We start from the raw sequence: 22,335 nt of genomic DNA, 5'->3' as shown, positions 1-22,335 counted from the left end.
CCTTTTTCTATAAAATTGATTGCTGTGTTAGTGGTATAAATAACAGTTTATTAGAAATGTCCTAAAGCATTTAAACTGATTATTTAGAAAATAAAATAACATTATTTTTCTAAAAAGATTTCTGATTTTTTTCTTAATAATTTCTTTTTTGAAGTTGATAACAATTTTAGAGAAACATAATGAAAAAAGAGTGGTATACGGCAAAGGAATTGACGGGTATAGGTGGATTACCTAAATCACCACAAGGTGTAAATTCGAAAGCGAGACGAGAGTCTTGGCAAAAACAAAATGTAAAAAATAAGCAAGGTAGTGGTGTTGAATATCATTATTCTTGTTTACCAGAAAAAACTTTAATTGCTCTAGAACTTTATGAGCCATTAGCACATTACAAACTAAATAAAAAAGAGGAGCCACTCGTTATCTGGGTGAAAGCATTCCAACAACTAAATGATGGTGAACAAAAAACATTAACAGAGCTGATATTGCGGGATGGTATTAGAAGTTTTTTAGAAAAAGTCGTCAATGATTAAGCGATTTTAAAGAATCTATTATTGGGTTATCCGCAACAGATATCTATCTGACTAACCTCTTAGTTGAATGTGAGATGAGATCATGAAAAAAGAATGGTATACAGCGAAAGAATTAGTGGGGCTTGCGGGGTTACCTAACTCACCGCAGGGAGTTAACTTGATGGCGCGTCGTGAAGGATGGGAAAACCGTCGTAAACGTGGCGTGCAGGGAAAAGCTGTCGAGTATTCCGTAAAAAGTCTACCTGATGAGGTGATTAGTGTGCTTGCTGCACATGAACCTCCGGCTGAGTATTTATCAAAACGTCAGGATGCTTTTTTGATTTGGGTTGAAGCTTATTATCAACTGACAAAATCGGAACGAGAAAAGATTGTGAAATTCGTACTACGTGAAGGGCTGGCAAAGCTCATTAGCTATATTGATGCGGATAATCAGGATGCTATCGAACGAGAAAACGAAGAAGTGCTCAATAAATTAAAAAGCCCACCAGAATCGACGTAGTCGCTCTAGCGGGCTTCTTTACATAACTACGAGGGTTTATACATCAAAGTTATGATTGACGTTGTACAGCGACGTGAGCAAGCCCAATAAGCGCATCTTTATACGGTGAGTCAGGTATAATTGATAAAGCTTCAATCGCTTTGTCTGCTTCTTCTTCTGCTTTTTGACGGGTATATTCCAAAGAGCCACACTGTTTCATAGTATTTAAAACAGTATCCAATAAATGGCGGCCATTACCTTGTTCAATGGCTTGGCGAATTAATTGGGATTCTTCTTCATTGCCATTATGCATAGCATGAAGTAATGGCAACGTTGGTTTACCTTCATCAAGGTCATCACCAGTATTTTTACCCAGCTGGTTGTTATCTGCATCATAATCAAGCAAATCGTCAATGAGCTGGAAAGCAGTCCCAAGATAACGACCATAATCTTGGAATGCTTTTTCTTGCTCAGGTGTCGCACCAGAAAGAATGGCTGATGCATGAGAAGCCGCTTCAAACAGACGAGCTGTTTTGCTGTAGATAACTTGCATATAGTCATCTTCAGAAATGTCAGGATCGTTACAATTCATTAATTGTAAAACTTCACCTTCAGCGATCACATTGGTGGCGCTAGACATTAATTTTAATACACGCATTGAATCAAGATCCGTCATCATCTGGAAGGATCGTGTATAAATAAAGTCGCCAACAAGGACACTGGCTGCATTTCCGAAGACAGCATTTGCCGTTTGTTTTCCTCTGCGCATATCAGATTCATCAACAACATCATCATGTAACAACGTTGCAGTATGAATAAACTCGATAAGCGCTGCGACCGAGATATGTTTGTCACCTTGATAGTCCAATGCTCGTCCAGTGAGCACTGCGATCATTGGTCGGATCCTTTTACCACCACCACTAATGATGTAGTAACCAAGTTGGTTTATCAAAGAAACATCTGAATTAAGCTGGTAAAGGATTGCCTCATTTACCGCAGCCATATCAGCGGATGTTAGTTTTATAATAGATTCTAAATTCATGTTTTTTCGACTTTGGCTCGCCAATGAGCGCGTTATTATTAATAAAAATGATCATGCCACAGATTTTACTCTCTTATAATTTAGATTGTACTTTAAAAATGGCTGAAATAAATATCGTGTAAAAAACTCTTTTTTTTAACGCTAGTTTGCGATCTGTACTTGTCATCGGCACTAAATTTGCGTAGAATTCGCGCCCTATGTGAATATTTTAATTGTGCACTCAAATTATACATATTGGGAGTGTGCGGAAAGCGGAGTTTATATGTACGCGGTTTTCCAAAGTGGTGGTAAACAACACCGAGTCAGCGAAGGTCAAACTATTCGTTTAGAGAAGCTGGAAGTAGCTACTGGCGAAACAATCGAGTTTGATACTGTAATGATGGTCGCTAATGGCGATGACATTCAAATTGGCGCTCCAATCCTTGCGGGCGTTAAAGTTAAAGCGGAAGTGGTTGCTCACGGTCGCGGCGATAAAGTTAAGATTGTTAAGTTCCGTCGTCGTAAACACAGCCGTAAACAACAGGGCCACCGTCAGTGGTTTACTGATGTTAAAATCACTGGTATCGCTTAAGGTTTAGGAGAGTAGTTCAATGGCACATAAAAAGGCTGGCGGCTCGACTCGTAACGGTCGTGATTCCGAAGCAAAACGTCTGGGTGTTAAACGTTTCGGTGGTGAAGCTGTATTAGCAGGTAGCATCATCGTTCGTCAACGTGGTACTAAGTTCCATGCAGGTACTAACGTTGGTTGTGGTCGTGACCACACCCTGTTTGCATTAGCTGACGGAAAAATTAAGTTCGAAGTTAAAGGTCCAAACAACCGTAAATTTATCAGCATCGAAGCTGAATAATTACTGGTCCTTTAAGCACCGAGTCAAAAGCCCTGCAAATATGTTGCGGGGCTTTTTATATTTAAAAAAGGCCATCTCTGGGTAATTTCGGCCATCCAGCACGTTAATGGCTACTATACGGAGTAAAATCATGAAATTTGTTGATGAGGCCAAGATCCTAATCGTCGCGGGCGATGGTGGTAACGGCTGTGTAAGCTTTCGTCGCGAAAAATATATCCCTAACGGGGGACCAGACGGTGGTGATGGTGGTGATGGTGGTGATGTCTATATGATTGCAGACGAAAACCTTAACACCTTAATTGATTACCGTTTTACAAAGTCCTATCGCGCAGAACGTGGTGAAAATGGTCACAGTCGTGACTGTACTGGTAAGCGTGGTCAAGATATTACTATCAGTGTTCCTGTCGGAACGCGTGTCCGTGATCTAGCAACAAATGAAGTCATTGCTGACTTAACTGCTCACGGCCAAAAGCAGATGGTTGCTAAAGGTGGCTTCCACGGTTTAGGCAATACTCGTTTTAAATCATCGGTTAACCGTGCTCCACGTCAACGTACAATGGGAACGCCAGGTGAATCTCGCGAAGTCCTATTAGAGCTAATGTTATTAGCTGATGTGGGGATGCTTGGTATGCCGAATGCGGGTAAATCCACATTTATTCGCGCTGTATCAGCAGCAAAACCTAAAGTTGCTGATTATCCATTTACAACATTAGTACCAAGCTTAGGCGTGGTGCGCATGGATAATCACCAAAGCTTTGTGGTTGCAGATATTCCCGGATTAATCGAAGGCGCTGCTGATGGTGCAGGTCTTGGGATCCAATTCTTAAAACACTTAGAACGCTGTCGTGTATTATTACACTTGATCGATATTGATCCTATTGATGGATCGGATCCTGTGGAAAATGCAAAAATTATTATCTCTGAATTAGAGAAATACAGCGAAAAATTAGCACAAAAACCACGTTGGTTAGTGTTCAATAAAGTTGATCTTCTCGATGCTGAAGAAGCAAAAGAGAAGGCAAAAGCAATTGTTGAAGCGCTGGGTTGGGATGAAAACTATTACATGATAGCGGCCATCAACCAGGAAGGTGTGAAAAAACTTTGCTGGAATATCATGGAATTCCTGAATGTTACTCCGCGTGAGCAAGATATTGTTGCAACTAAGGCAGAGCCAGGAAAAGTTGACTTTATGTGGGATGATTACCACAAAGAACAGCTTGAAAACCCTGATTTCGAAGAAGAAAATGATGATGATTGGGATGAAGATGACGACGAAGGTATTGAGTTTATCTACCAACGCTAATCATCATTCTAATTGTGATTAAAATAAAAAACGCCTGATTAGTCAGGCGTTTTTCATATCTATTACTTATATTATTAGGTGTAAATCTAGCGGTTGTTATACATATCTTTATACAGATTTGTTTCAAAACGCACTAAATAAGCACGTCCAGCATTACGATTCTGTGTAGGAGGTGAATACGCCGAAACGTATTGTACAAACGCCACTTTTTGTCCGTTTGCCGTGGTCATAAAGCCCGCAAGATTGTAAACCCCTTTTAATGACCCTGTTTTGGCAGAAACTTTGCCATCAACACCCGCTTCATGAAAACCGCCTCGATACTGTAATGTACCGTCATGTCCTGCAAGGGGAAGCATGGTAATAAAATTTAATTCACTTTCATGTTGTCCAATGTATTGAAGGATTTGCATCATGGTTGCAGGTGAAATGAGATTATGACGAGAAAGGCCAGAGCCATCAACCATAACAGTATTTCCTAAATCAATACCGGCTTTTTGTTTTAAAATAGCACGGGTTGCTTCTGCGCCAGAGCGCCAAGTGCCTGCAACGCCATAATACTCACGGCCAATAGTTCTAAATACGGTGTCTGCAATCATATTGTCAGACTCTTTTAGCATGGTAGTCAGTAAGTTATGTAATGGTTTTGATTGTGTCTGTGCTAGTACAGTAACTGGCGCTTTTAGTTGAGATCGACGTTTGACATATCCATCAAGTTCAATATTGGCACGCTGTAACTCTTCTTTTAAAATTGTACCAGACCAATGAGCACCATCTTGGATAGAGAACATTAAAGGGACTGCATCGTCACGTTTAGGAATACAACCTGTGATTACATAGGTATTTAAATCACGAACAGTGACATCTAATTCACAAAAACGGGTACGAGTTGAGCCTTTCTCATAAGTTTCAACTTCACTTAAAACGGTTACAGGATAGAAAGAGGCTTTACGTATTGTGGCAATATCACCTTCTTTTTTGCCACTTTGCAGTAAGACAGAAAAGCAGTTTTTATCAACAATAGCAGCACTAGGTGGGGCACTAAAGCATTGAGTTAGATCATTCCAAACCCAACCGGGTGCTTTGTCATGGCTTGAAAAAGCAGAAGTATCAATAAGCAAATTACCATGCACTTTTGTAACACCTGATTGTTTTAATACGGCAACCATTGCTCTTAATTGTTGGCGAGTTAATGTAGGATCGCCTGTAAAACGAAAGATCAAATCACCAATAAGCTGATTGTCTTTTATCTTACCTTCTGTTTCCATTGTTGTTGTAAATTGATAGTTTCCACCTAATTGAAGTAATGCCGCAAGTGCAGTCACCACTTTTTGAGTACTTGCTGGAAGTGCTAATTGATCGGCATGATAATTAAGGTTAGGAGAAGCAGCGCCAACGGGTTGAGTAATTAAACCTACTTGAGTTCCTTCGGGGAGAAGGGATGTGTAGTTTTCAACAGGTATCGCTTGGGTTGAAAAACTGATGATACTTAATGTGTAGAGTATCCGTCGAAATGTTGATAGTAAGCGCATAATTTCTCTATCCGTGACTATAGCGTGTAACGTTACAGTATTGATTGCCAGAGGCTAATACTAAAGGGCAATGAGGGCAAAAGTAAACGGTAACAAGCAGGATTAGCTCATTATCGGAAAAAGTCTGTTTATCTCTTTATAAAGAGAGATAAGGCGTGAAGCAATGCGTCTGTTGTGTTAGATTTAGTTTTAAGTCTGGGAGGTTTAGTTTACGTCCCAACAGCATGAGTTGGGAATATAATAGCGTCCCCTCATTCACCGAATATATGTAGAGACAGGCCCAATTTAAGGTTGCCTGTGTCTTTTTTTGTCTTGAGAAGAGTAAATAGATCCTTTTCTCTGTGTTGTTAGTATAAAAAATCAGGATGATACCTATTTTTTATTAGGAATAGTATTGAGGTATTAACACATGAATCAGATCCCTATGACAGTTCTAGGTGCAGAAAAATTACGCGAAGAGCTGGAATATTTAAAAGGTGTTCGTCGTCCCGAGATTATTGCCGCTATCGCTGAAGCTCGTGAACACGGAGACTTAAAAGAAAACGCGGAATATCATGCTGCAAGAGAGCAACAAGGTTTCTGTGAAGGTCGTATACAAGAAATTGAAGCAAAATTATCAAATGCTCAAGTCATTGATGTTACAAAGATGAATAACAATGGTCGAATTATTTTTGGTTCAACAGTGACGCTGTTAAATGTTGAAACCGAAGAAGAGCAAACTTACCGCATTGTTGGTGATGATGAAGCTAACATTAAAGAAAACTTAATTTCTGTTAACTCACCGATTGCGCGTGGGTTGATTGGTAAAGAGTTAGATGATGTCGTTGTTATCACTACACCGGGTGGACAAGTCGAATACGAAGTTTTAAACGTAGAATACATTTAATTTATAATTTTACGTTTCTATAGAAAACTAGCCTGCTATCCTGTGGTAATATAAAAAAGGCCTTAAAAGGCCTTTTTTGCCATAGAGTTAGTTATGGCATTTTTATATAAAGATACAAGTTTTATTTCGGTAAAATAATCTTACGTGCTTCTGAAGGACGATAAAGAACAAGAATTTTTCCGATAACTTGTACATTCTGTGCACCGCTTTCGCGTACAATCGCTGCCACGATCAAGTTTTTAACATCTCGATCTTCGCCTGCGATTTTGACTTTGATAAGCTCATGGTGCGCCAGAGCGAGTTCAATTTCTGCAAGAACGCCTTCAGTCAGCCCGTTGTTACCAATCATAACGACTGGATTCAGGTGATGAGCGAGCCCTTTCAGGTGTTGAATTTGTTTTTTGTTAAGAGTCATCATTAATTTTTGCTTTGTTGGGATTGAAAACGATCTATTCTAACGCCATCTCTCACTTATCACCATAAAATGTCGTTAATACGGGGTTAAATGAGTGAAAGAGTAAAAATATTGATAGCTAAGTGTATGATAGTTGGAAAACGCAATGGCCAATAAGAAACGTTCGGCAAGCTCTAGCCGCTGGTTACAAGAACATTTTAGTGATAAATATGTTCAGCAAGCACAGAAAAAAGGGTTTCGCTCTCGTGCTTGGTTTAAACTGGAAGAAATTCAGCAAAGTGACAATATCTTTAAACCAGGTATGACCGTTGTCGATTTAGGAGCAGCCCCAGGAGGGTGGTCTCAATATGTTGTACAGCAGTTAGGAAATAAAGGTCGAATTATCGCATGTGACCTTTTACCTATGGATCCTATAGTTGGAGTCGATTTCCTTCAAGGCGATTTTCGTGATGAACTTGTGTTGAAGGCATTGCTTGATAGAGTAGGTGAAAACAAAGTCCAGGTTGTCATGTCTGACATGGCTCCAAACATGAGCGGTACGCCCGCGGTCGATATCCCTCGATCCATGTATTTAGTAGAGTTAGCGCTTGATATGTGTCGTGATGTACTGGCTCCCGGGGGAAGTTTTATTGTCAAAGTGTTTCAGGGAGAAGGCTTTGATGAATACCTGGGGCAAATACGCTCCCTGTTTACGAAAGTGAAAGTTCGTAAACCAGACGCTTCGCGGTCTCGTTCTCGTGAGGTATATATTGTAGCCACAGGGCGTAAACTTTAGTACCCTAAAGCTATTTGTTAACACAGTTGTAATATGAGGTTAATCCCTTGAGTGACATGGCGAAAAACCTGATCCTCTGGCTAGTTATTGCAGTCGTTTTGATGTCATTATTCCAGAGCTTCGGACCCAGCGATTCGAATAGTCGTAAGGTGGATTACTCTACCTTTATCAATGAGTTAACTAATAACCAATTACGCGAGGTCAGCATAAGTGGTTATGATATTAATGTAACTAAAACAGATAACTCAAAGTACAGCACGTATATGCCTATGCGTGATGACAACCTGCTGACCACTCTAATGAACCGTAATGTAAAAGTAACGGGCGAGCCACTTGAAGGCCAAAGTCTTCTGACTCAAATTTTTGTGTCTTGGTTCCCAATGCTATTACTGATTGGTCTTTGGATTTTCTTTATGCGCCAAATGCAAGGTGGTGGCGGTAAAGGTGCGATGTCTTTCGGTAAAAGTAAGGCGCGCATGTTGACAGAAGACCAAATCAAAACAACCTTTGCTGATGTCGCGGGTTGTGATGAAGCGAAAGAAGAAGTAAGCGAATTAGTTGAGTATTTGCGTGATCCGGGTCGTTTCCAGAAATTAGGGGGTAAAATCCCTAAAGGTATTCTGATGGTAGGGCCTCCAGGTACAGGTAAAACATTATTGGCAAAAGCCATCGCGGGTGAAGCTAAAGTCCCATTCTTTACCATTTCAGGTTCTGATTTCGTTGAAATGTTCGTGGGTGTGGGTGCTTCTCGTGTTCGTGATATGTTTGAACAAGCTAAAAAAGCAGCACCTTGTATCATCTTTATTGATGAAATCGATGCGGTTGGTCGTCAACGTGGTGCTGGTTTAGGTGGTGGTCATGATGAACGTGAACAAACACTGAACCAAATGCTAGTTGAGATGGATGGTTTCGAAGGTAATGAAGGTATTATCGTTATAGCGGCAACTAACCGCCCAGACGTATTAGACCCAGCATTACTTCGCCCAGGTCGTTTTGACCGCCAAGTGGTTGTTGGTTTACCTGATGTACGTGGACGTGAGCAAATCCTTAAAGTCCATATGCGTCGTGTACCTTTATCACCAGACGTTGATCCAGCAATTTTAGCTCGTGGTACGCCAGGTTTCTCTGGTGCTGACTTAGCTAACTTAGTTAACGAAGCAGCTTTATTCGCTGCACGTGGTAATAAACGTGTTGTCTCAATGGTCGAATTTGAGAAAGCGAAAGATAAGATAATGATGGGCGCAGAGCGCCGTTCAATGGTGATGACTGAAGAGCAAAAAGCATCAACCGCTTATCATGAAGCTGGTCACGCAATTATTGGTCGTTTAGTACCTGAACATGATCCTGTGCATAAAGTGACGATTATTCCTCGTGGACGTGCATTAGGTGTGACTTTCTTCTTACCTGAAGGTGACCAAATTAGTGCGAGTCGTCAGAAATTAGAGAGCCAGATTTCGACACTTTACGGTGGTCGTTTAGCTGAAGAAATTATCTATGGTGTAGAGCATGTTTCTACAGGTGCTTCTAATGACATCAAAGTTGCAACCAATATTGCACGTAACATGGTGACACAGTGGGGCTTCTCTGAAAAATTAGGGCCATTACTGTACGCAGAAGAAGAAGGTGAAGTGTTCTTAGGTCGTTCTGTCGCTAAAGCGCAGCATATGTCTGATGAAACAGCGCGTACAATTGACGAAGAAATTAAAGCTATCGTTGATCGTAACTATGTTCGTGCTCGTCAGATCTTAATGGACAACCTTGATATTCTGCACTCAATGAAAGATGCACTGATGACTTATGAAACTATCGATGCGCCTCAAATTGATGATTTAATGAATCGTCGTGATGTTCGTCCACCTGCAGGTTGGGAAGGCAATAATGGCAATAGTGGTACAACGACTACTGCCCAGCCAGCGCAAACGCATGTAGCGAGTGAGCCAAAAGATAAGCCTGAGTCAGAAAGTGATACACCTTCTGATAAAAATACTCACTAATCCTTATTGGGTTATGCATATTGAGTAAGCTATAAATATAAACCCCAGGCTTCTGGGGTTTTTTTATGAAGGTATCAATGAAATGAAATTAATGGCTAGAGGAACAGAACTTAATTTATCAACACCTCAAGTTATGGGGATTTTGAATGTCACTCCAGACTCTTTCTCAGATGGTGGCACTCATAATTCACTTAATGATGCAGTTAACCACGCAGCAAAATTAATCGCTGAAGGGGCTTCTATCATCGATATTGGTGGTGAATCTACTAGACCGGGCGCAAGCGATGTCTCTATTGATGAAGAGTTACAGCGTGTTGTTCCTGTTGTTGAGGCTATTCGTCAACGTTTTGATATTTGGATCTCTGTTGATACATCCAAAGCTCAAGTCATTACTGAATCAGCAAATGCAGGTGCTTCAATTATCAATGATATTCGCTCTTTACAAGAGCCGGGAGCACTTGAAGCGGCGGCTAAAACAGGTTTGCCAGTATGTATTATGCATATGCAGGGTGACCCTAAAACCATGCAACAATCACCACATTATGAGAATGTGGTGATGGATGTTGATCGTTTTTTACAAGAAAATATTCAACGTTGTGTTGATGTTGGGATCGAAAAAAATCAAATTATTCTTGATCCAGGATTCGGCTTTGGTAAAAATTTAGCGCATAATTACCAATTATTAGCACACTTAAGTGAACTTCATCACTTTGGTCTACCCATACTTGCTGGAATGTCACGCAAATCAATGGTAGGACAACTATTGAATGTACCACCACAAGAGCGTGTTGCTGGTAGCGTGGCATGCGCTGTCATTGCAGCGATGCAAGGCGCACAAATTATTCGTGTACACGATGTTAAAGAGACTGTTGATGCGATGAAAGTCGTACAAGCGACTCTTTCTGCAAAGGAAAATAATGAATGAGCGAACGTAAATACTTTGGAACAGATGGTATCCGTGGAAAAGTAGGTGATAGTCCAATTACACCTGATTTTGTATTAAAACTAGGTTGGGCTGCGGGCAAAGTATTAGCACGTCATGGCTCTCGTAAAATCATTATTGGTAAAGATACACGTATTTCAGGTTATATGCTGGAATCTGCATTAGAGGCGGGTTTAGCTGCTGCAGGTTTATCTGCCTCATTTACAGGACCAATGCCAACACCTGCTGTTGCTTATTTAACGCGTACATTCCGTGCTGAAGCCGGGATCGTGATTTCAGCTTCTCATAACCCTTATTACGATAACGGGATCAAATTCTTCTCTATTGATGGCACAAAATTACCAGATGAAGTAGAAGAAGCTATTGAAGCTGAAATGGAAAAACCAATTACTTGTGTGGAATCAGCAGAGCTTGGTCGTGCAAATCGTATTGTGGATGCTGCGGGTCGTTACATTGAATTCTGTAAAGGGACTTTCCCAAATGAAAACAATCTTAACGGTCTAAAAGTGGTTGTCGATTGTGCTCATGGCGCAACATATCATATTGCACCAAACGTATTTCGTGAATTAGGTGCTGAAGTGATCACTATTGGTTGTGAGCCAACTGGTATCAATATCAACGAAGAATGTGGCGCAACAGATGTTCGCATGTTGCAAAAACGTGTATTAGAAGAAGGTGCTGATGTTGGTTTAGCTTTTGATGGTGACGGCGACCGTATCATCATGGTTGATCATCAAGGGCTAAAAGTTGATGGTGACCAAATTCTCTACATTATTGCGAGAGAAGCGTTACGCCAAGGTCAATTACGCGGTGGTGCAGTAGGTACTCTAATGAGCAATATGGGATTAGAGATAGCACTTAAACAACTGGGTATTCCTTTTGTAAGAGCAAAAGTGGGGGACCGCTATGTGCTTGAAAAATTACAAGAGAAAGGCTGGCGTTTAGGTGCTGAAAACTCAGGCCATATTATTTTATTAGATAAAACGACTACAGGTGATGGTATTGTTGCAGGTTTACAAGTTTTAAGTGCAATGGTACGTAATCACATGAGTCTGCATGATTTATGCAGTGGTATGAAACTATTACCACAAATTTTAGTGAATGTTCGTTTTACGGGCAGCCACGATCCACTACAAACACCTGAAGTTCAGAAAGTCGCGAAAGCGGTTGAAGACGAACTGGCAGGTAAAGGTCGTGTATTACTGCGTAAATCAGGAACAGAACCTTTAATTCGTGTCATGGTTGAAGGTGAAAATGAAGAGCAAGTCACTGCGATGGCAAATCGTATTGCTGACGCTGTAAAGCACGTTGGTTAATTGATGATTTTTTCTTCAATCAATCACTTTGTAGAAAAATAACCTTGCTTGTCAGTTCAGCTTTGGTTAGTATTCACACCCGCTTAGTAAGGTCTTGAACTAAAGCGGGTGAAGCAATCGAAGGTTATCGTTAAGACGATAAGTTCCATAGAAAAGGTAACGCAAATGTATACGGCACTCATTGTTATTCTTATCATTGTAGCAACAGGGCTAGTTGGTCTGATCCTGTTACAGCAGGGTAAAGGTGCTGATATGGGCGCTTCTTTTGGTGCAGGTGCTTCCGGTACAGTATTTGGTTCAAGCGGTTCAGCTAACTTTATGACCCGTATGACCGCTGTTTTAGCGACAGCTTTTATTGTACTTGCCCTTATTTTAGGTAATCTAAGTGCCAATAAAACTGTACGTGAAGATAGCAAATGGATGTCTATCGAGCAGACTGCAGAAGAAGCTAAAAAAGCTGAGCAATTAGCAGCGCCTGTAGCGCCAGCAAATACAGATATTCCGCAGTAAACTAAGTAAAGATTTAAATGAGATTGTTAATTTTTACGCAATAACAGTCTCATTAAGTGCCGAGGTGGTGAAATTGGTATACACGCTACCTTGAGGTGGTAGTGCCTATAAAACGGGCGTACGGGTTCAAGTCCCGTTCTCGGCACCATTATTCCAGATAGCTTGCGTTTTGCTTGTTATCAGCGTAAAATTTGCCACGTTTTTCGAACGCGGGGTGGAGCAGCTTGGTAGCTCGTCGGGCTCATAACCCGAAGGTCGTCGGTTCAAATCCGGCCCCCGCAACCACTTCTAACAATACAGCACTTTTCTCATTAATCATCTTGTTAAACCGATTATGATCCTGAGTGGAATGTGCCGTAAGAAGAGGTTATTTTCGAATGGCAAGTTACAGGGTCCAGTTGCATAAAGCCCCGAATTTCGGGGTTTTTTGTTATCAGAGAATAGAATACTGGGCTATAGGCCCTTTTTTTATGCCTTGGGGGTGGGTTTGTCCACATTAGAGCAAAAATTAACAGCGATGGTTTCAGCACCAGTAGAAGCATTAGGCTTTGAATTTGTCGGTCTTGAGTTTATTCGTGGCCGAGAATCAACATTGCGCATCTATATTGATAGTGAAGACGGTATCACTGTTGATGATTGTGCTGATGTTAGCCACCAGGTCAGTGCTGTGCTGGATGTTGAAGATCCAATTCAAACAGTTTATAACCTTGAGATTTCTTCTCCTGGTTTAGAACGACCTTTATTCACTGCAACGCATTATGAGCAATTTATCGGCGAAGAAGCCGCTATCGTATTACGAATTGCAATGCAAAACCGCCGTAAATGGCAGGGCATTATTAAGTCTGTCGCTGGCGAAATGATCACGGTTACTGTGGATGGTAAAGACGAAGTGTTCGCACTGAGCAACATCCAGAAAGCTAACCTGGTACCCCACTTTTAAGTTTTGAAGAGGCAACTAGGATGAACAAAGAGATTCTGGCTGTTGTGGAAGCGGTCTCTAACGAAAAATCTCTTCCTCGTGAAAAGATTTTTGAAGCACTGGAAACCGCACTAGCGACAGCAACTAAGAAAAAATACGAGCAAGAAATTGATGTTCGCGTATGTATCGACCGTAAAACCGGTGATTTTGATACATTCCGTCGTTGGGTTGCCGTTGATGAAGTGACTCAACCAACTCGTGAAATCACACTTGAAGCTGCTCAATATGAAGATCCTAGTATCGAACTAGGTGGTTATATTGAAGATCAAATCGAATCTGTTACTTTCGACCGTATTACAACACAAACTGCTAAACAAGTTATCGTACAAAAAGTACGTGAAGCTGAAAGAGCAATGGTTGTTGATCAATTCCGCGAACAATTAGGCGAAATTATCACGGGTGTTGTGAAGAAAGTGAACCGCGAAAATATCACTTTAGATTTAGGCAATAACGCTGAAGCGGTTATTTTACGTGAAGATATGTTGCCACGTGAAAACTTCCGTCCAGGTGACCGTTTACGCGGTGTTTTATACGATGTACGTACAGAAACTCGTGGTGCACAACTTTTCGTGACACGCTCTCGCCCTGAAATGCTGGTTGAACTTTTCCGTATTGAAGTACCAGAAATTGGCGAAGAAATCATTGAAATTAAAGCTGCAGCGCGTGATCCAGGTTCTCGTGCCAAAATCGCAGTAAAAACTAACGACAAGCGTATTGACCCTGTGGGCGCTTGTGTTGGTATGCGAGGTGCACGTGTACAAGCCGTTTCCAGCGAATTGGGCGGCGAGCGAATTGATATTGTTCTGTGGGATGATAATCCTGCACAATTCGTCATTAATGCAATGGCTCCGGCAGATGTTGCTTCTATTGTTGTCGATGAAGACAAATGTACAATGGATGTTGCAGTTGAAAGCAGTAACCTTGCGCAGGCAATCGGCCGTAATGGTCAGAACGTTCGTCTGGCAGCACAGTTACTGAAAAAACATCGTGGTGATGACAAGTGGGAATTAAACGTCATGACTGCTGATGAACTGAATGCAAAACATCAGGCAGAAGCAAACGCAGCCATTGAAATATTTACTAAGCATCTCGACATTGATGAAGACTTCGCAACTGTTTTAGTTGAAGAAGGTTTCTCTACCCTTGAAGAGTTAGTTTATGTGCCAATCAGTGAACTGCTGGCTATTGACGGACTAGATGAAGATACCGTTGAAGCTCTACGTGAAAGAGCAAAAGCCGCGTTAACAACGATTGAATTGGCCCAAAAAGAAAGCCTAGGCGATAACCAACCAGCCGAGGACTTATTAGCTCTCGAAGGATTGGAGCGCTCTTTAGCATTTGATCTAGCTGCCCGTGGTATCTGCACACTGGAAGATCTTGCCGAACAGGGTATCGACGACCTAACTGATATTGAAGGTTTAAATAGTGAGCGCGCAGGCGAACTCATTATGGCCGCACGTAATATCTGCTGGTTTGGGAATGATGCGTAACAACTGAGCAGGAAGGAACAGAATGACAGATGAAACAGTAAAATCACTGGCAGAAGAGATTCAGACACCGGTTGAACGTTTGGTACAGCAGTTTGCTGATGCCGGTATTAAGAAGACCGTCTCTGATTCTGTCTCCCAAAAAGAGAAAGAAACCTTACTGGCTTGGTTGAATCGTGATAAAGACGTATCAACCAGCCAACCAGAAAAATTAACGTTACAACGCAAAGTGCGTAGTACGTTAAGTGTTCCTGGTACAGGTGGCAAAAGTAAATCAGTAGCCATCGAAGTCCGCAAAAAACGCACTTATGTGAACCGTGACGCCGTTGAAAAAGCGCAAGCGGATGAGCAAGCTCAGCGTGAAGCGGAAGAAAAGGCGCATCGCGAAGCCGAAGAAAAAGCCCAGCGCGAAGCACAAGAGAAAGCACAGCGCGAAGCTGAAGAAAAAGCAAAACGTGAAGCTGAAAAGGCAAAGAAAGACGCCGAAGAAAAAGTGAAACGTGAAGCTGAAGAAGCAAAACGTGAAGCAGCGGAATTAGCTAAGCGCGAAGCAGCGGAAAAAGATAAAGTGAAACAAAACGATAAACCAAAAGCTGATAAAGCAGCAGATCAGGAAAAAGCACGTCGCAATGCTGAACAGGCTGAACTGAAACGTAAAACGGAAGAAGCACAGCGCCGTAAAGCGGAAGAGGAAGCAAAAGTTGCAGCAGAAAAAGCACGTCGCTTAGCTGAAGAGAATGCTGAAAAATGGACTGCTGAACCTAAAGCGCCAGAAACTGAAGGCTCAGACTATCATGTAACCACATCACGTTATGCTCGTGATGCAGAAGATGAAAGTGATGCTGAAGTTGAAGGTGGCCGCGGTCGTGGTCGCAACGCTAAGGCTCCTCGTCCTAAGAAAAATAACCGCCATTCTGAAAAAGCAGATCGTGAAGAAGCACGTGCTGCTGGTCGTACTAACAAGAAAGGTAAACGTAAAGGTAGCTCATTACAGCAAGGCTTCAATAAGCCAGCTGCTGTTGTAAACCGTGATGTTATTATCGGTGAGACTATTTCTGTTGCTGAACTTGCTAACAAAATGGCAGTAAAAGGGTCTGAAGTTATCAAAACTATGATGAAAATGGGTGCTATGGCGACCATTAATCAGGTTTTAGACCAAGAAACTGCACAGCTTGTTGCTGAAGAAATGGGTCACAAAGTTATCTTACGTCGTGAAAACGAGTTAGAAGAACAAGTCATGAGCGATCGTGATACTGGCGAAGAAAGTGCAGTATCTCGTGCACCAGTTGTAACTATCATGGGTCATGTTGACCACGGTAAAACATCATTACTGGACTACATTCGTTCAACGAAAGTAGCATCAGGCGAAGCGGGTGGTATCACCCAGCATATCGGTGCTTACCACGTTAAAACTGACAAAGGTGAAATCACCTTCCTGGATACTCCAGGTCACGCCGCGTTTACTTCAATGCGTGCTCGTGGTGCTCAGGTAACGGATATCGTTGTTCTGGTTGTTGCGGCAGATGATGGTGTAATGCCACAAACTATCGAAGCAATCCAACACGCAAAAGCAGCAAACGTACCTGTTGTTGTTGCTGTGAATAAAATTGATAAACACGAAGCTGATCCAGATCGCGTTAAAACTGAACTGTCTCAATATGGCATCCTGCCAGAAGAGTGGGGCGGTGAAACTCAGTTTATGCATGTATCTGCAAAACAAGGTTTAGGTATTGATGAACTGCTAGATGCTATTCTTTTACAAGCTGAAGTTCTTGAACTGAAAGCAGTTAAAGAAGGTATGGCAAGCGGTGTTGTTATCGAATCTTACCTGGATAAAGGTCGTGGTCCAGTTGCAACTATTCTTGTCCGTGAAGGTACACTGAATAAAGGTGACATCGTTCTGTGTGGTTTCGAATACGGTCGTATTCGTGCAATGCGTAATGAATTAGGCCAAGACGTTCAATCTGCTGGTCCATCAATGCCTGTTGAGATTTTAGGTCTGTCTAACGTTCCTTCTGCAGGTGATGAAGCAACAGTTGTTCGTGATGAGAAGAAAGCGCGTGAAGTTGCATTATACCGTCAAGGTAAATTCCGCGATGTTAAACTGGCTCGTCAGCAGAAGTCTAAACTGGAAAACATGTTTGCTAACATGGAAGAAGGTAAAACTTCTGAACTGAACATCGTTCTGAAAACAGACGTTCAAGGTACTTGTGAAGCGATTACTGATGCATTAGTTAAACTGTCTACTAATGAAGTTAAACTGAAAATCATCGGCTCAGGTGTAGGTGGTATCACCGAAACTGACGCAACATTAGCCGCGGCTTCTAACGCAATCATTCTTGGTTTCAACGTTCGTGCTGATGCATCTGCTCGTCGTATCATTGAACAAGAAAGCGTTGATTTACGTTACTACTCCGTTATCTATAGCCTGATTGATGAAATCAAACTGGCAATGAGCGGTATGTTGGCACCTGAATATAAACAAGAAATCATGGGTCTTGCAGAAGTCCGTGATGTGTTTAAATCACCTAAATTCGGCGCAATTGCGGGCTGTATGGTGGTTGAAGGTAACATCAAGCGTAATAACCCAATTCGTGTTCTGCGTGATAACGTGGTTATCTATGAAGGCGAACTTGAGTCATTGCGCCGCTTTAAAGATGACGTCAACGAAGTGCGTAACGGCATGGAATGTGGTATCGGTGTGAAAAACTACAACGATGTCCGTGTTGGCGACATGATTGAAGTCTTCCAAGTTATCGAAATCAAACGTTCTATTGATTAATTTAGTCCGTCTTGTTTTAAAAGGGAGCTCAAGGGCTCCCTTCTTATTCCTTTCTTTGCTGTATTCCCCTTTTATTTCCTCTCCATTTTTCAACATAACCGAAATAGATTGCCTTTCAGTAATTTATGAAAGTGAAATAACAGGGTAAAATAGCATCAAAGAAACATTTTATTTCTAAAGAAAGAAATCAGAGAAAGCGGTTGTTAAATACCACTTCATGTATACTCTTTAGATATCATTGATTTTAGATTTGAATTAACAATGACAATCAGGGCGATACCCTATTGTCAGGGAGAATTAAAATGGCAAGAGATTTTAGCCGCAGTCAGCGTGTTTCTCAGGAAATGCAAAAAGAAATCGCCATCATTTTACAACGCGAAGTCAAAGATCCCCGTATTGGAATGGCAACGGTATCTGGCGTTGAGATTTCTCGTGATTTGGCTTATGCCAAAGTATTTGTCACCTTTTTAAACTTATCTGGTGGTGAAAAAAGCGAAGAAGAGATGGTTGCAGAGGGTTTAACTGCACTTAATGAAGCCGCTGGTTTTATTCGTTCTTTATTAGGTAAAGCGATGCGTTTACGTATTGTGCCTGAATTGACATTTGCTTATGACAACTCATTAGTTGAAGGTATGCGTATGTCTAACTTAGTTTCTAACGTCGTTAAAAGCGATGAAGAGCGTCGCCATAAAGAGGACAAATAATGGGGCGTCGTCGTAAGGGGCGTGAGATTAACGGCGTATTGCTACTCGATAAACCCCAGGATATTTCCTCTAACGATGCACTCCAAAAAGTCCGCCGTATGTTTAATGCCAGCAAGGCAGGGCATACAGGGGCATTGGATCCTTTAGCAACAGGTATGCTCCCTATTTGTTTAGGTGAAGCAACGAAATTTTCACAGTTTCTATTGGATTCAGATAAGCGTTATCGCGTTATTGCACGTTTAGGGCAACGAACAGATACCTCTGATGCACATGGCGAGGTTATTCAAGAGCGCCCAGTACAATTTACACAGCAAGCTTTAGATGATGCCTTGGATAGCTTTCGCGGTGAAACATTGCAAGTCCCTTCAATGTACTCCGCTTTAAAACATCAAGGTAAACCGCTTTACGAATATGCCCGACAAGGTATTGAAGTAGAGCGTGAAGCAAGACCCATCACCGTTCATGAACTCCAGTTTATTCGCTGGGAAGGTGATGAGTTAGAGCTGGAAATTCATTGTTCTAAAGGTACTTACATTCGAACAATTATTGATGATCTTGGTGAGAAATTACAATGTGGTGCTCACGTTATTTTCTTACGTCGATTAGAAGTCGCTGATTATCCTAAAGAGCGAATGGTAACGTTAGAGCAATTAAGAGCAATGATAGAGGATGCACAAACTGCGCAAGAAGATCCTTTCTTGGCACTTGATGCACTGTTATTGCCTATGGATACCGCTGTTGCACATTTTCCGGTTGTGAATTTAACCACGATTATTGCGGGTTATCTCAAGCTGGGGCAGCCTGTTCGGGTTAATCATGACATCAATGAAGGCGAATGGGTGAGAGTAACTGAAGGCGATGAAAAAAAATTCATCGGCCTTGCTATCATTAAAGATGGCCTAGTTGCTCCGAAAAGAGTCGTTGTAGACTATAGCGTACAAGATAACACTTAATAGCAATCTTGCGCTAAAAGTGTTTGAAGCGTAGAATGATGCGGCTATCTGTTTAGGTGGCTGAGTTGGATAGCTGAATTAGAGATTGGCTATCTGAAAATTTTACTTAATTTGGAGTTTATTATGTCTCTAAGTACTGAAGCGAAAGCACAAATCGTTGCTGAATTTGGTCGTGACGCTAACGATACTGGCTCAAGCGAAGTTCAGATTGCACTGCTGACTGCAGAAATCAACCACCTGCAAGGTCACTTTTCAGAGCACAAAAAAGATCACCACAGCCGTCGTGGTCTGCTACGTAAAGTTTCCAGCCGTCGTAATCTGCTGGACTACCTGAAGCGTAAAGATGTTGCTCGTTACTCTGCACTGATTGAACGCTTAGGTCTGCGTCGCTAATCAAGCGAGTTTCATTGGAAAGGGGCCTGTTGGCCCCTTTTCTACTAGAAAGTGCTATTTTTAATATTAGTCGTTATGTTTTAATGTGGTGATTGTTATTTAGTCTCTCTAGTTACGACAATTCGCGCGGCTAATGAAAGTATTTATCGCTAAATGGTTAATATTTTCATTAGTCGCGAGGGGACGTAGCGGAGAAAAGATCATTCATCGTCGCTAAACATCTGGCGACAATAAGATAAAGGATATTATTTTGTTGAATCCTACAGTTCGTAAATTTCAATACGGTCAACATACTGTTTCATTAGAAACCGGCATGATGGCTCGTCAAGCAACAGCTGCTGTTATGGTTGACATGGACGGCACCGCTGTTTTTGTTACTGTTGTTGCAAAGAAAAAAGTTAAAGCTGGACAAGATTTCTTCCCATTAACTGTTAACTACCAAGAGCGTTCATACGCTGCTGGTCGTATTCCAGGTAGCTTCTTCCGTCGTGAAGGTCGTCCTGGTGAAGGCGAAACGTTAATTGCACGTTTAATTGACCGCCCTTTACGCCCATTATTCCCAGAAGGTTTCTTAAACGAAATTCAAATCGTTGCTACCGTTGTTTCTGTTAACCCACAAGTTAACCCAGATATCGTTGCGATGATTGGTGCTTCTGCAGCATTAGCGCTGTCAGGTGTTCCATTCAATGGCCCTATCGGTGGTGCTCGTGTTGGTTTTATCGATGGACAATATGTTCTAAACCCAACAGTTGATGAGCTGAAAGTTAGTAAATTAGACCTAGTGGTTGCAGGTACTGCAGGCGCGGTATTGATGGTAGAATCAGAAGCTGATTTATTATCAGAAGAAGAAATGTTAGGTGCGGTCGTATTTGGTCATGATCAACAACAAGTTGTGATCGAAAACATCAATGCATTAGTGGCAGAAGTGGGTAAAGAGAAATGGGATTGGGCGCCAGAAGCTATCAACCAAACTTTACACGACCGTATTGCACAATTAGCACAAGCTCGCATTGGTGATGCTTACCGTATCACTGAAAAACAAGAGCGTTATGAACAAATCGAAGCTATTCGTGATGACGTTATTGCGACATTAGTTGCTGAAGATGAAACTTTAGATGAAGCTGAAATCAGTGAAATCTTCTCAGGTCTTGAGAAAAACATCGTTCGTGCTCGCGTATTAGCGGGTGAACCACGTATCGATGGTCGTGAAAAAGACATGGTACGTGCATTAGACATTCACACTGGTTTATTACCACGTACTCACGGTTCAGCACTGTTTACTCGTGGTGAAACTCAGGCACTGGTTACTGCAACATTAGGTACTGCACGTGATGCTCAAACTATTGATGACATCATGGGTGAGCACACAGATACTTTCTTACTGCACTATAACTTCCCTCCATACTCTGTTGGTGAAACAGGCATGATGGGTTCACCAAAACGTCGCGAAATCGGTCATGGCCGTTTAGCAAAACGTGGTGTGTTAGCAGTAATGCCAACAATTGAAGAATTCCCATATACTGTTCGCGTGGTTTCTGAAATCACTGAATCAAATGGTTCATCTTCAATGGCGTCTGTTTGTGGTGCTTCTTTAGCACTGATGGATGCAGGTGTACCAATTAAAGAATCTGTTGCAGGTATTGCAATGGGTCTAGTGAAAGAAGGCGACAACTTTGTTGTTCTTTCCGACATTCTGGGTGATGAAGACCATTTAGGCGATATGGACTTTAAAGTTGCGGGTAGCCGTAACGGTGTCAGCGCATTACAAATGGATATCAAGATCGAAGGTATCACTCGCGAAATTATGCAAGTTGCATTAAACCAAGCGAAAAGCGCACGTCTACACATTTTAGGCGTAATGGAAGATGCAATTAGCCAACCTCGTGCTGATATTTCTGAGTTTGCACCACGCATTCATACTATCAAAATTAATCCAGACAAGATCAAAGACGTTATCGGTAAAGGCGGCTCTGTTATCCGTGCATTAACGGAAGAAACAGGCACAACTATCGAAATCGAAGATGATGGTACAGTGAAGATTGCTGCAACAAGTGGCGACCAAGCAAAACAAGCTATCGCTCGTATCGAAGAGATCACTGCTGAAGTTGAAGTGGGTCGCATCTACAACGGTAAAGTAACTCGTATCGTAGATTTCGGTGCATTCGTTGCCATCGGTGGCGGCAAAGAAGGTCTGGTTCATATTTCTCAAATCGCAGACAAACGCGTTGAGAAAGTGAGTGACTACTTGGAAATGGGTCAAGAAGTTCCAGTTAAAGTACTGGAAATTGACCGTCAAGGCCGTATTCGCTTAAGCATGAAAGAAGCTCAAGCTAATCAGCAGGAAGCAACAGAAACTTCTTCTGAAGATTCTGCAAATTAATGATATTCTACTACCGGTATCTAGACATAGGTATCGGTAGAGACTTATTATGATTGACAAGTAGGACGTCCAGAACGCTTTTTGTTGA

At 41.7% G+C, this 22,335-nt stretch carries 21 protein-coding genes and 2 tRNA genes; 20 read left to right on the top strand and 3 right to left on the bottom strand.

All coding sequences use genetic code 11. The features are described 5' to 3' along the window. The first annotated feature begins 179 nt into the window (after window positions 1-179). Together GWJ01_RS01920 and GWJ01_RS01915 are read left to right on the top strand one after the other, a co-directional pair. Window positions 180-530, top strand: a complete 351-nt coding sequence (locus GWJ01_RS01920; protein WP_098941361.1) for a DNA-binding protein — start codon at window positions 180-182, stop codon at window positions 528-530. An 82-nt stretch (window positions 531-612) separates the two neighbouring features. Beyond that, complete coding sequence (locus GWJ01_RS01915; protein WP_023583583.1) at window positions 613-1,029, top strand: DNA-binding protein; 417 nt, start codon at window positions 613-615, stop codon at window positions 1,027-1,029. 49 nt (window positions 1,030-1,078) lie between these two features. Here GWJ01_RS01915 and ispB read toward each other — a convergent pair whose 3' ends face one another. Further along, the gene (gene ispB, locus GWJ01_RS01910) at window positions 1,079-2,050 is read right to left on the bottom strand and encodes an octaprenyl diphosphate synthase (RefSeq protein ID WP_075672813.1); all 972 of its coding nucleotides are present in this window, start codon (window positions 2,048-2,050) and stop codon (window positions 1,079-1,081) included. A 262-nt stretch (window positions 2,051-2,312) separates the two neighbouring features. Between ispB and rplU the strand changes: the two genes are divergently transcribed. The 3 genes from rplU (at window position 2,313) to cgtA (ending at window position 4,201) form a co-directional block, all read left to right on the top strand. After that, window positions 2,313-2,621, top strand: a complete 309-nt coding sequence (gene rplU / locus GWJ01_RS01905; RefSeq protein WP_006535707.1) for a 50S ribosomal protein L21 — start codon at window positions 2,313-2,315, stop codon at window positions 2,619-2,621. A gap of 19 nt (window positions 2,622-2,640) precedes the next feature. After that, on the top strand, window positions 2,641-2,898 hold the full coding sequence (gene rpmA, locus GWJ01_RS01900) for a 50S ribosomal protein L27 (protein ID WP_006535706.1): 258 nt from the start codon (window positions 2,641-2,643) through the stop codon (window positions 2,896-2,898). A gap of 130 nt (window positions 2,899-3,028) precedes the next feature. Continuing rightward, window positions 3,029-4,201 (top strand): Obg family GTPase CgtA, encoded by a 1,173-nt coding sequence (cgtA, locus tag GWJ01_RS01895; RefSeq protein ID WP_109401976.1) that lies wholly within the window; start codon window positions 3,029-3,031, stop codon window positions 4,199-4,201. An 86-nt stretch (window positions 4,202-4,287) separates the two neighbouring features. Here cgtA and dacB read toward each other — a convergent pair whose 3' ends face one another. Continuing rightward, entirely contained in the window at window positions 4,288-5,730 is a 1,443-nt protein-coding gene (dacB, locus tag GWJ01_RS01890) for a serine-type D-Ala-D-Ala carboxypeptidase (RefSeq protein ID WP_161710631.1), read from the bottom strand. Between the two features lie 409 nt (window positions 5,731-6,139). Between dacB and greA the strand changes: the two genes are divergently transcribed. After that, a complete protein-coding gene (gene greA, locus GWJ01_RS01885; RefSeq protein ID WP_069369849.1) occupies window positions 6,140-6,616 on the top strand; it encodes a transcription elongation factor GreA in 477 nt (158 codons plus the stop codon). 121 nt (window positions 6,617-6,737) lie between these two features. On the opposite strand, the gene yhbY is transcribed toward greA, so the two are convergent. Then, a complete protein-coding gene (gene yhbY / locus GWJ01_RS01880; RefSeq protein ID WP_036914752.1) occupies window positions 6,738-7,031 on the bottom strand; it encodes a ribosome assembly RNA-binding protein YhbY in 294 nt (97 codons plus the stop codon). Between the two features lie 145 nt (window positions 7,032-7,176). On the opposite strand from yhbY, the gene rlmE reads away from it, so the two are divergent. The 14 genes from rlmE (at window position 7,177) to pnp (ending at window position 22,247) form a co-directional block, all read left to right on the top strand. Then, entirely contained in the window at window positions 7,177-7,806 is a 630-nt protein-coding gene (rlmE, locus tag GWJ01_RS01875; RefSeq protein WP_098941358.1) for a 23S rRNA (uridine(2552)-2'-O)-methyltransferase RlmE, read from the top strand. A 47-nt stretch (window positions 7,807-7,853) separates the two neighbouring features. Further along, on the top strand, window positions 7,854-9,800 hold the full coding sequence (gene ftsH / locus GWJ01_RS01870) for an ATP-dependent zinc metalloprotease FtsH (protein WP_075673624.1): 1,947 nt from the start codon (window positions 7,854-7,856) through the stop codon (window positions 9,798-9,800). Window positions 9,801-9,882: 82 nt separating this feature from the next. Further along, window positions 9,883-10,725, top strand: coding sequence for a dihydropteroate synthase (gene folP / locus GWJ01_RS01865; protein ID WP_109394671.1), 843 nt, complete (start codon window positions 9,883-9,885; stop codon window positions 10,723-10,725). Beyond that, window positions 10,722-12,059, top strand: coding sequence for a phosphoglucosamine mutase (glmM, locus tag GWJ01_RS01860; protein ID WP_075673622.1), 1,338 nt, complete (start codon window positions 10,722-10,724; stop codon window positions 12,057-12,059). Before folP ends, glmM begins: the two co-directional genes overlap by 4 nt. A 165-nt stretch (window positions 12,060-12,224) precedes the next feature. Then, window positions 12,225-12,569, top strand: coding sequence for a preprotein translocase subunit SecG (gene secG, locus GWJ01_RS01855; RefSeq protein ID WP_036939352.1), 345 nt, complete (start codon window positions 12,225-12,227; stop codon window positions 12,567-12,569). Window positions 12,570-12,627: 58 nt separating this feature from the next. Further along, window positions 12,628-12,717 (top strand) — tRNA-Leu (locus tag GWJ01_RS01850). 60 nt (window positions 12,718-12,777) lie between these two features. Further along, a tRNA-Met gene (locus GWJ01_RS01845) sits at window positions 12,778-12,854 on the top strand. Between the two features lie 202 nt (window positions 12,855-13,056). Then, window positions 13,057-13,509 carry a ribosome maturation factor RimP gene (gene rimP, locus GWJ01_RS01840; RefSeq protein ID WP_036914691.1) on the top strand — a complete coding sequence of 151 codons (453 nt, stop codon included), beginning with the start codon at window positions 13,057-13,059 and terminating at the stop codon, window positions 13,507-13,509. A gap of 20 nt (window positions 13,510-13,529) precedes the next feature. Beyond that, a complete protein-coding gene (nusA, locus tag GWJ01_RS01835; RefSeq protein ID WP_006535691.1) occupies window positions 13,530-15,038 on the top strand; it encodes a transcription termination factor NusA in 1,509 nt (502 codons plus the stop codon). A gap of 22 nt (window positions 15,039-15,060) precedes the next feature. Further along, the gene (infB, locus tag GWJ01_RS01830) at window positions 15,061-17,817 is read left to right on the top strand and encodes a translation initiation factor IF-2 (protein ID WP_109394669.1); all 2,757 of its coding nucleotides are present in this window, start codon (window positions 15,061-15,063) and stop codon (window positions 17,815-17,817) included. Between the two features lie 302 nt (window positions 17,818-18,119). Continuing rightward, window positions 18,120-18,521, top strand: a complete 402-nt coding sequence (gene rbfA / locus GWJ01_RS01825) for a 30S ribosome-binding factor RbfA (protein ID WP_006535687.1) — start codon at window positions 18,120-18,122, stop codon at window positions 18,519-18,521. Further along, window positions 18,521-19,474, top strand: a complete 954-nt coding sequence (gene truB, locus GWJ01_RS01820) for a tRNA pseudouridine(55) synthase TruB (RefSeq protein WP_109394667.1) — start codon at window positions 18,521-18,523, stop codon at window positions 19,472-19,474. Before rbfA ends, truB begins: the two co-directional genes overlap by 1 nt. A 123-nt stretch (window positions 19,475-19,597) precedes the next feature. Beyond that, window positions 19,598-19,867 carry a 30S ribosomal protein S15 gene (gene rpsO / locus GWJ01_RS01815; protein ID WP_023583571.1) on the top strand — a complete coding sequence of 90 codons (270 nt, stop codon included), beginning with the start codon at window positions 19,598-19,600 and terminating at the stop codon, window positions 19,865-19,867. A 250-nt stretch (window positions 19,868-20,117) separates the two neighbouring features. Next, window positions 20,118-22,247: a polyribonucleotide nucleotidyltransferase gene (gene pnp / locus GWJ01_RS01810; RefSeq protein ID WP_075673619.1), complete on the top strand. Its 2,130-nt coding sequence runs from the start codon at window positions 20,118-20,120 to the stop codon at window positions 22,245-22,247. Window positions 22,248-22,335 lie beyond the last annotated feature (88 nt).

Source organism: Proteus sp. G2618 (assembly GCF_009915995.1).
Lineage (GTDB): Bacteria > Pseudomonadota > Gammaproteobacteria > Enterobacterales > Enterobacteriaceae > Proteus > Proteus terrae.
The sequence above is the reverse complement of the archived record's forward strand: the minus strand, read 5'-3'. Positions and strand labels throughout refer to the sequence as shown.

Excerpts from the sequence above, each read along its gene's own strand:
- nusA (WP_006535691.1), top strand. The coding sequence starts at position 13,530 with ATGAACAAAGAGATTCTGGCTGTTGTGGAAGCGGTCTCTAACGAAAAA.
- GWJ01_RS01915 (WP_023583583.1), top strand. The coding sequence starts at position 613 with ATGAAAAAAGAATGGTATACAGCGAAAGAATTAGTGGGGCTTGCGGGG.
- infB (WP_109394669.1), top strand. The coding sequence starts at position 15,061 with ATGACAGATGAAACAGTAAAATCACTGGCAGAAGAGATTCAGACACCG.
- folP (WP_109394671.1), top strand. The coding sequence starts at position 9,883 with ATGAAATTAATGGCTAGAGGAACAGAACTTAATTTATCAACACCTCAA.
- ispB (WP_075672813.1), bottom strand. The coding sequence starts at position 2,050 with ATGAATTTAGAATCTATTATAAAACTAACATCCGCTGATATGGCTGCG.
- GWJ01_RS01920 (WP_098941361.1), top strand. The coding sequence starts at position 180 with ATGAAAAAAGAGTGGTATACGGCAAAGGAATTGACGGGTATAGGTGGA.
- glmM (WP_075673622.1), top strand. The coding sequence starts at position 10,722 with ATGAGCGAACGTAAATACTTTGGAACAGATGGTATCCGTGGAAAAGTA.
- rpmA (WP_006535706.1), top strand. The coding sequence starts at position 2,641 with ATGGCACATAAAAAGGCTGGCGGCTCGACTCGTAACGGTCGTGATTCC.
- secG (WP_036939352.1), top strand. The coding sequence starts at position 12,225 with ATGTATACGGCACTCATTGTTATTCTTATCATTGTAGCAACAGGGCTA.
- truB (WP_109394667.1), top strand. The coding sequence starts at position 18,521 with ATGGGGCGTCGTCGTAAGGGGCGTGAGATTAACGGCGTATTGCTACTC.
- rlmE (WP_098941358.1), top strand. The coding sequence starts at position 7,177 with ATGGCCAATAAGAAACGTTCGGCAAGCTCTAGCCGCTGGTTACAAGAA.
- rbfA (WP_006535687.1), top strand. The coding sequence starts at position 18,120 with ATGGCAAGAGATTTTAGCCGCAGTCAGCGTGTTTCTCAGGAAATGCAA.
- greA (WP_069369849.1), top strand. The coding sequence starts at position 6,140 with ATGAATCAGATCCCTATGACAGTTCTAGGTGCAGAAAAATTACGCGAA.
- rpsO (WP_023583571.1), top strand. The coding sequence starts at position 19,598 with ATGTCTCTAAGTACTGAAGCGAAAGCACAAATCGTTGCTGAATTTGGT.
- dacB (WP_161710631.1), bottom strand. The coding sequence starts at position 5,730 with ATGCGCTTACTATCAACATTTCGACGGATACTCTACACATTAAGTATC.
- cgtA (WP_109401976.1), top strand. The coding sequence starts at position 3,029 with ATGAAATTTGTTGATGAGGCCAAGATCCTAATCGTCGCGGGCGATGGT.
- yhbY (WP_036914752.1), bottom strand. The coding sequence starts at position 7,031 with ATGACTCTTAACAAAAAACAAATTCAACACCTGAAAGGGCTCGCTCAT.
- rplU (WP_006535707.1), top strand. The coding sequence starts at position 2,313 with ATGTACGCGGTTTTCCAAAGTGGTGGTAAACAACACCGAGTCAGCGAA.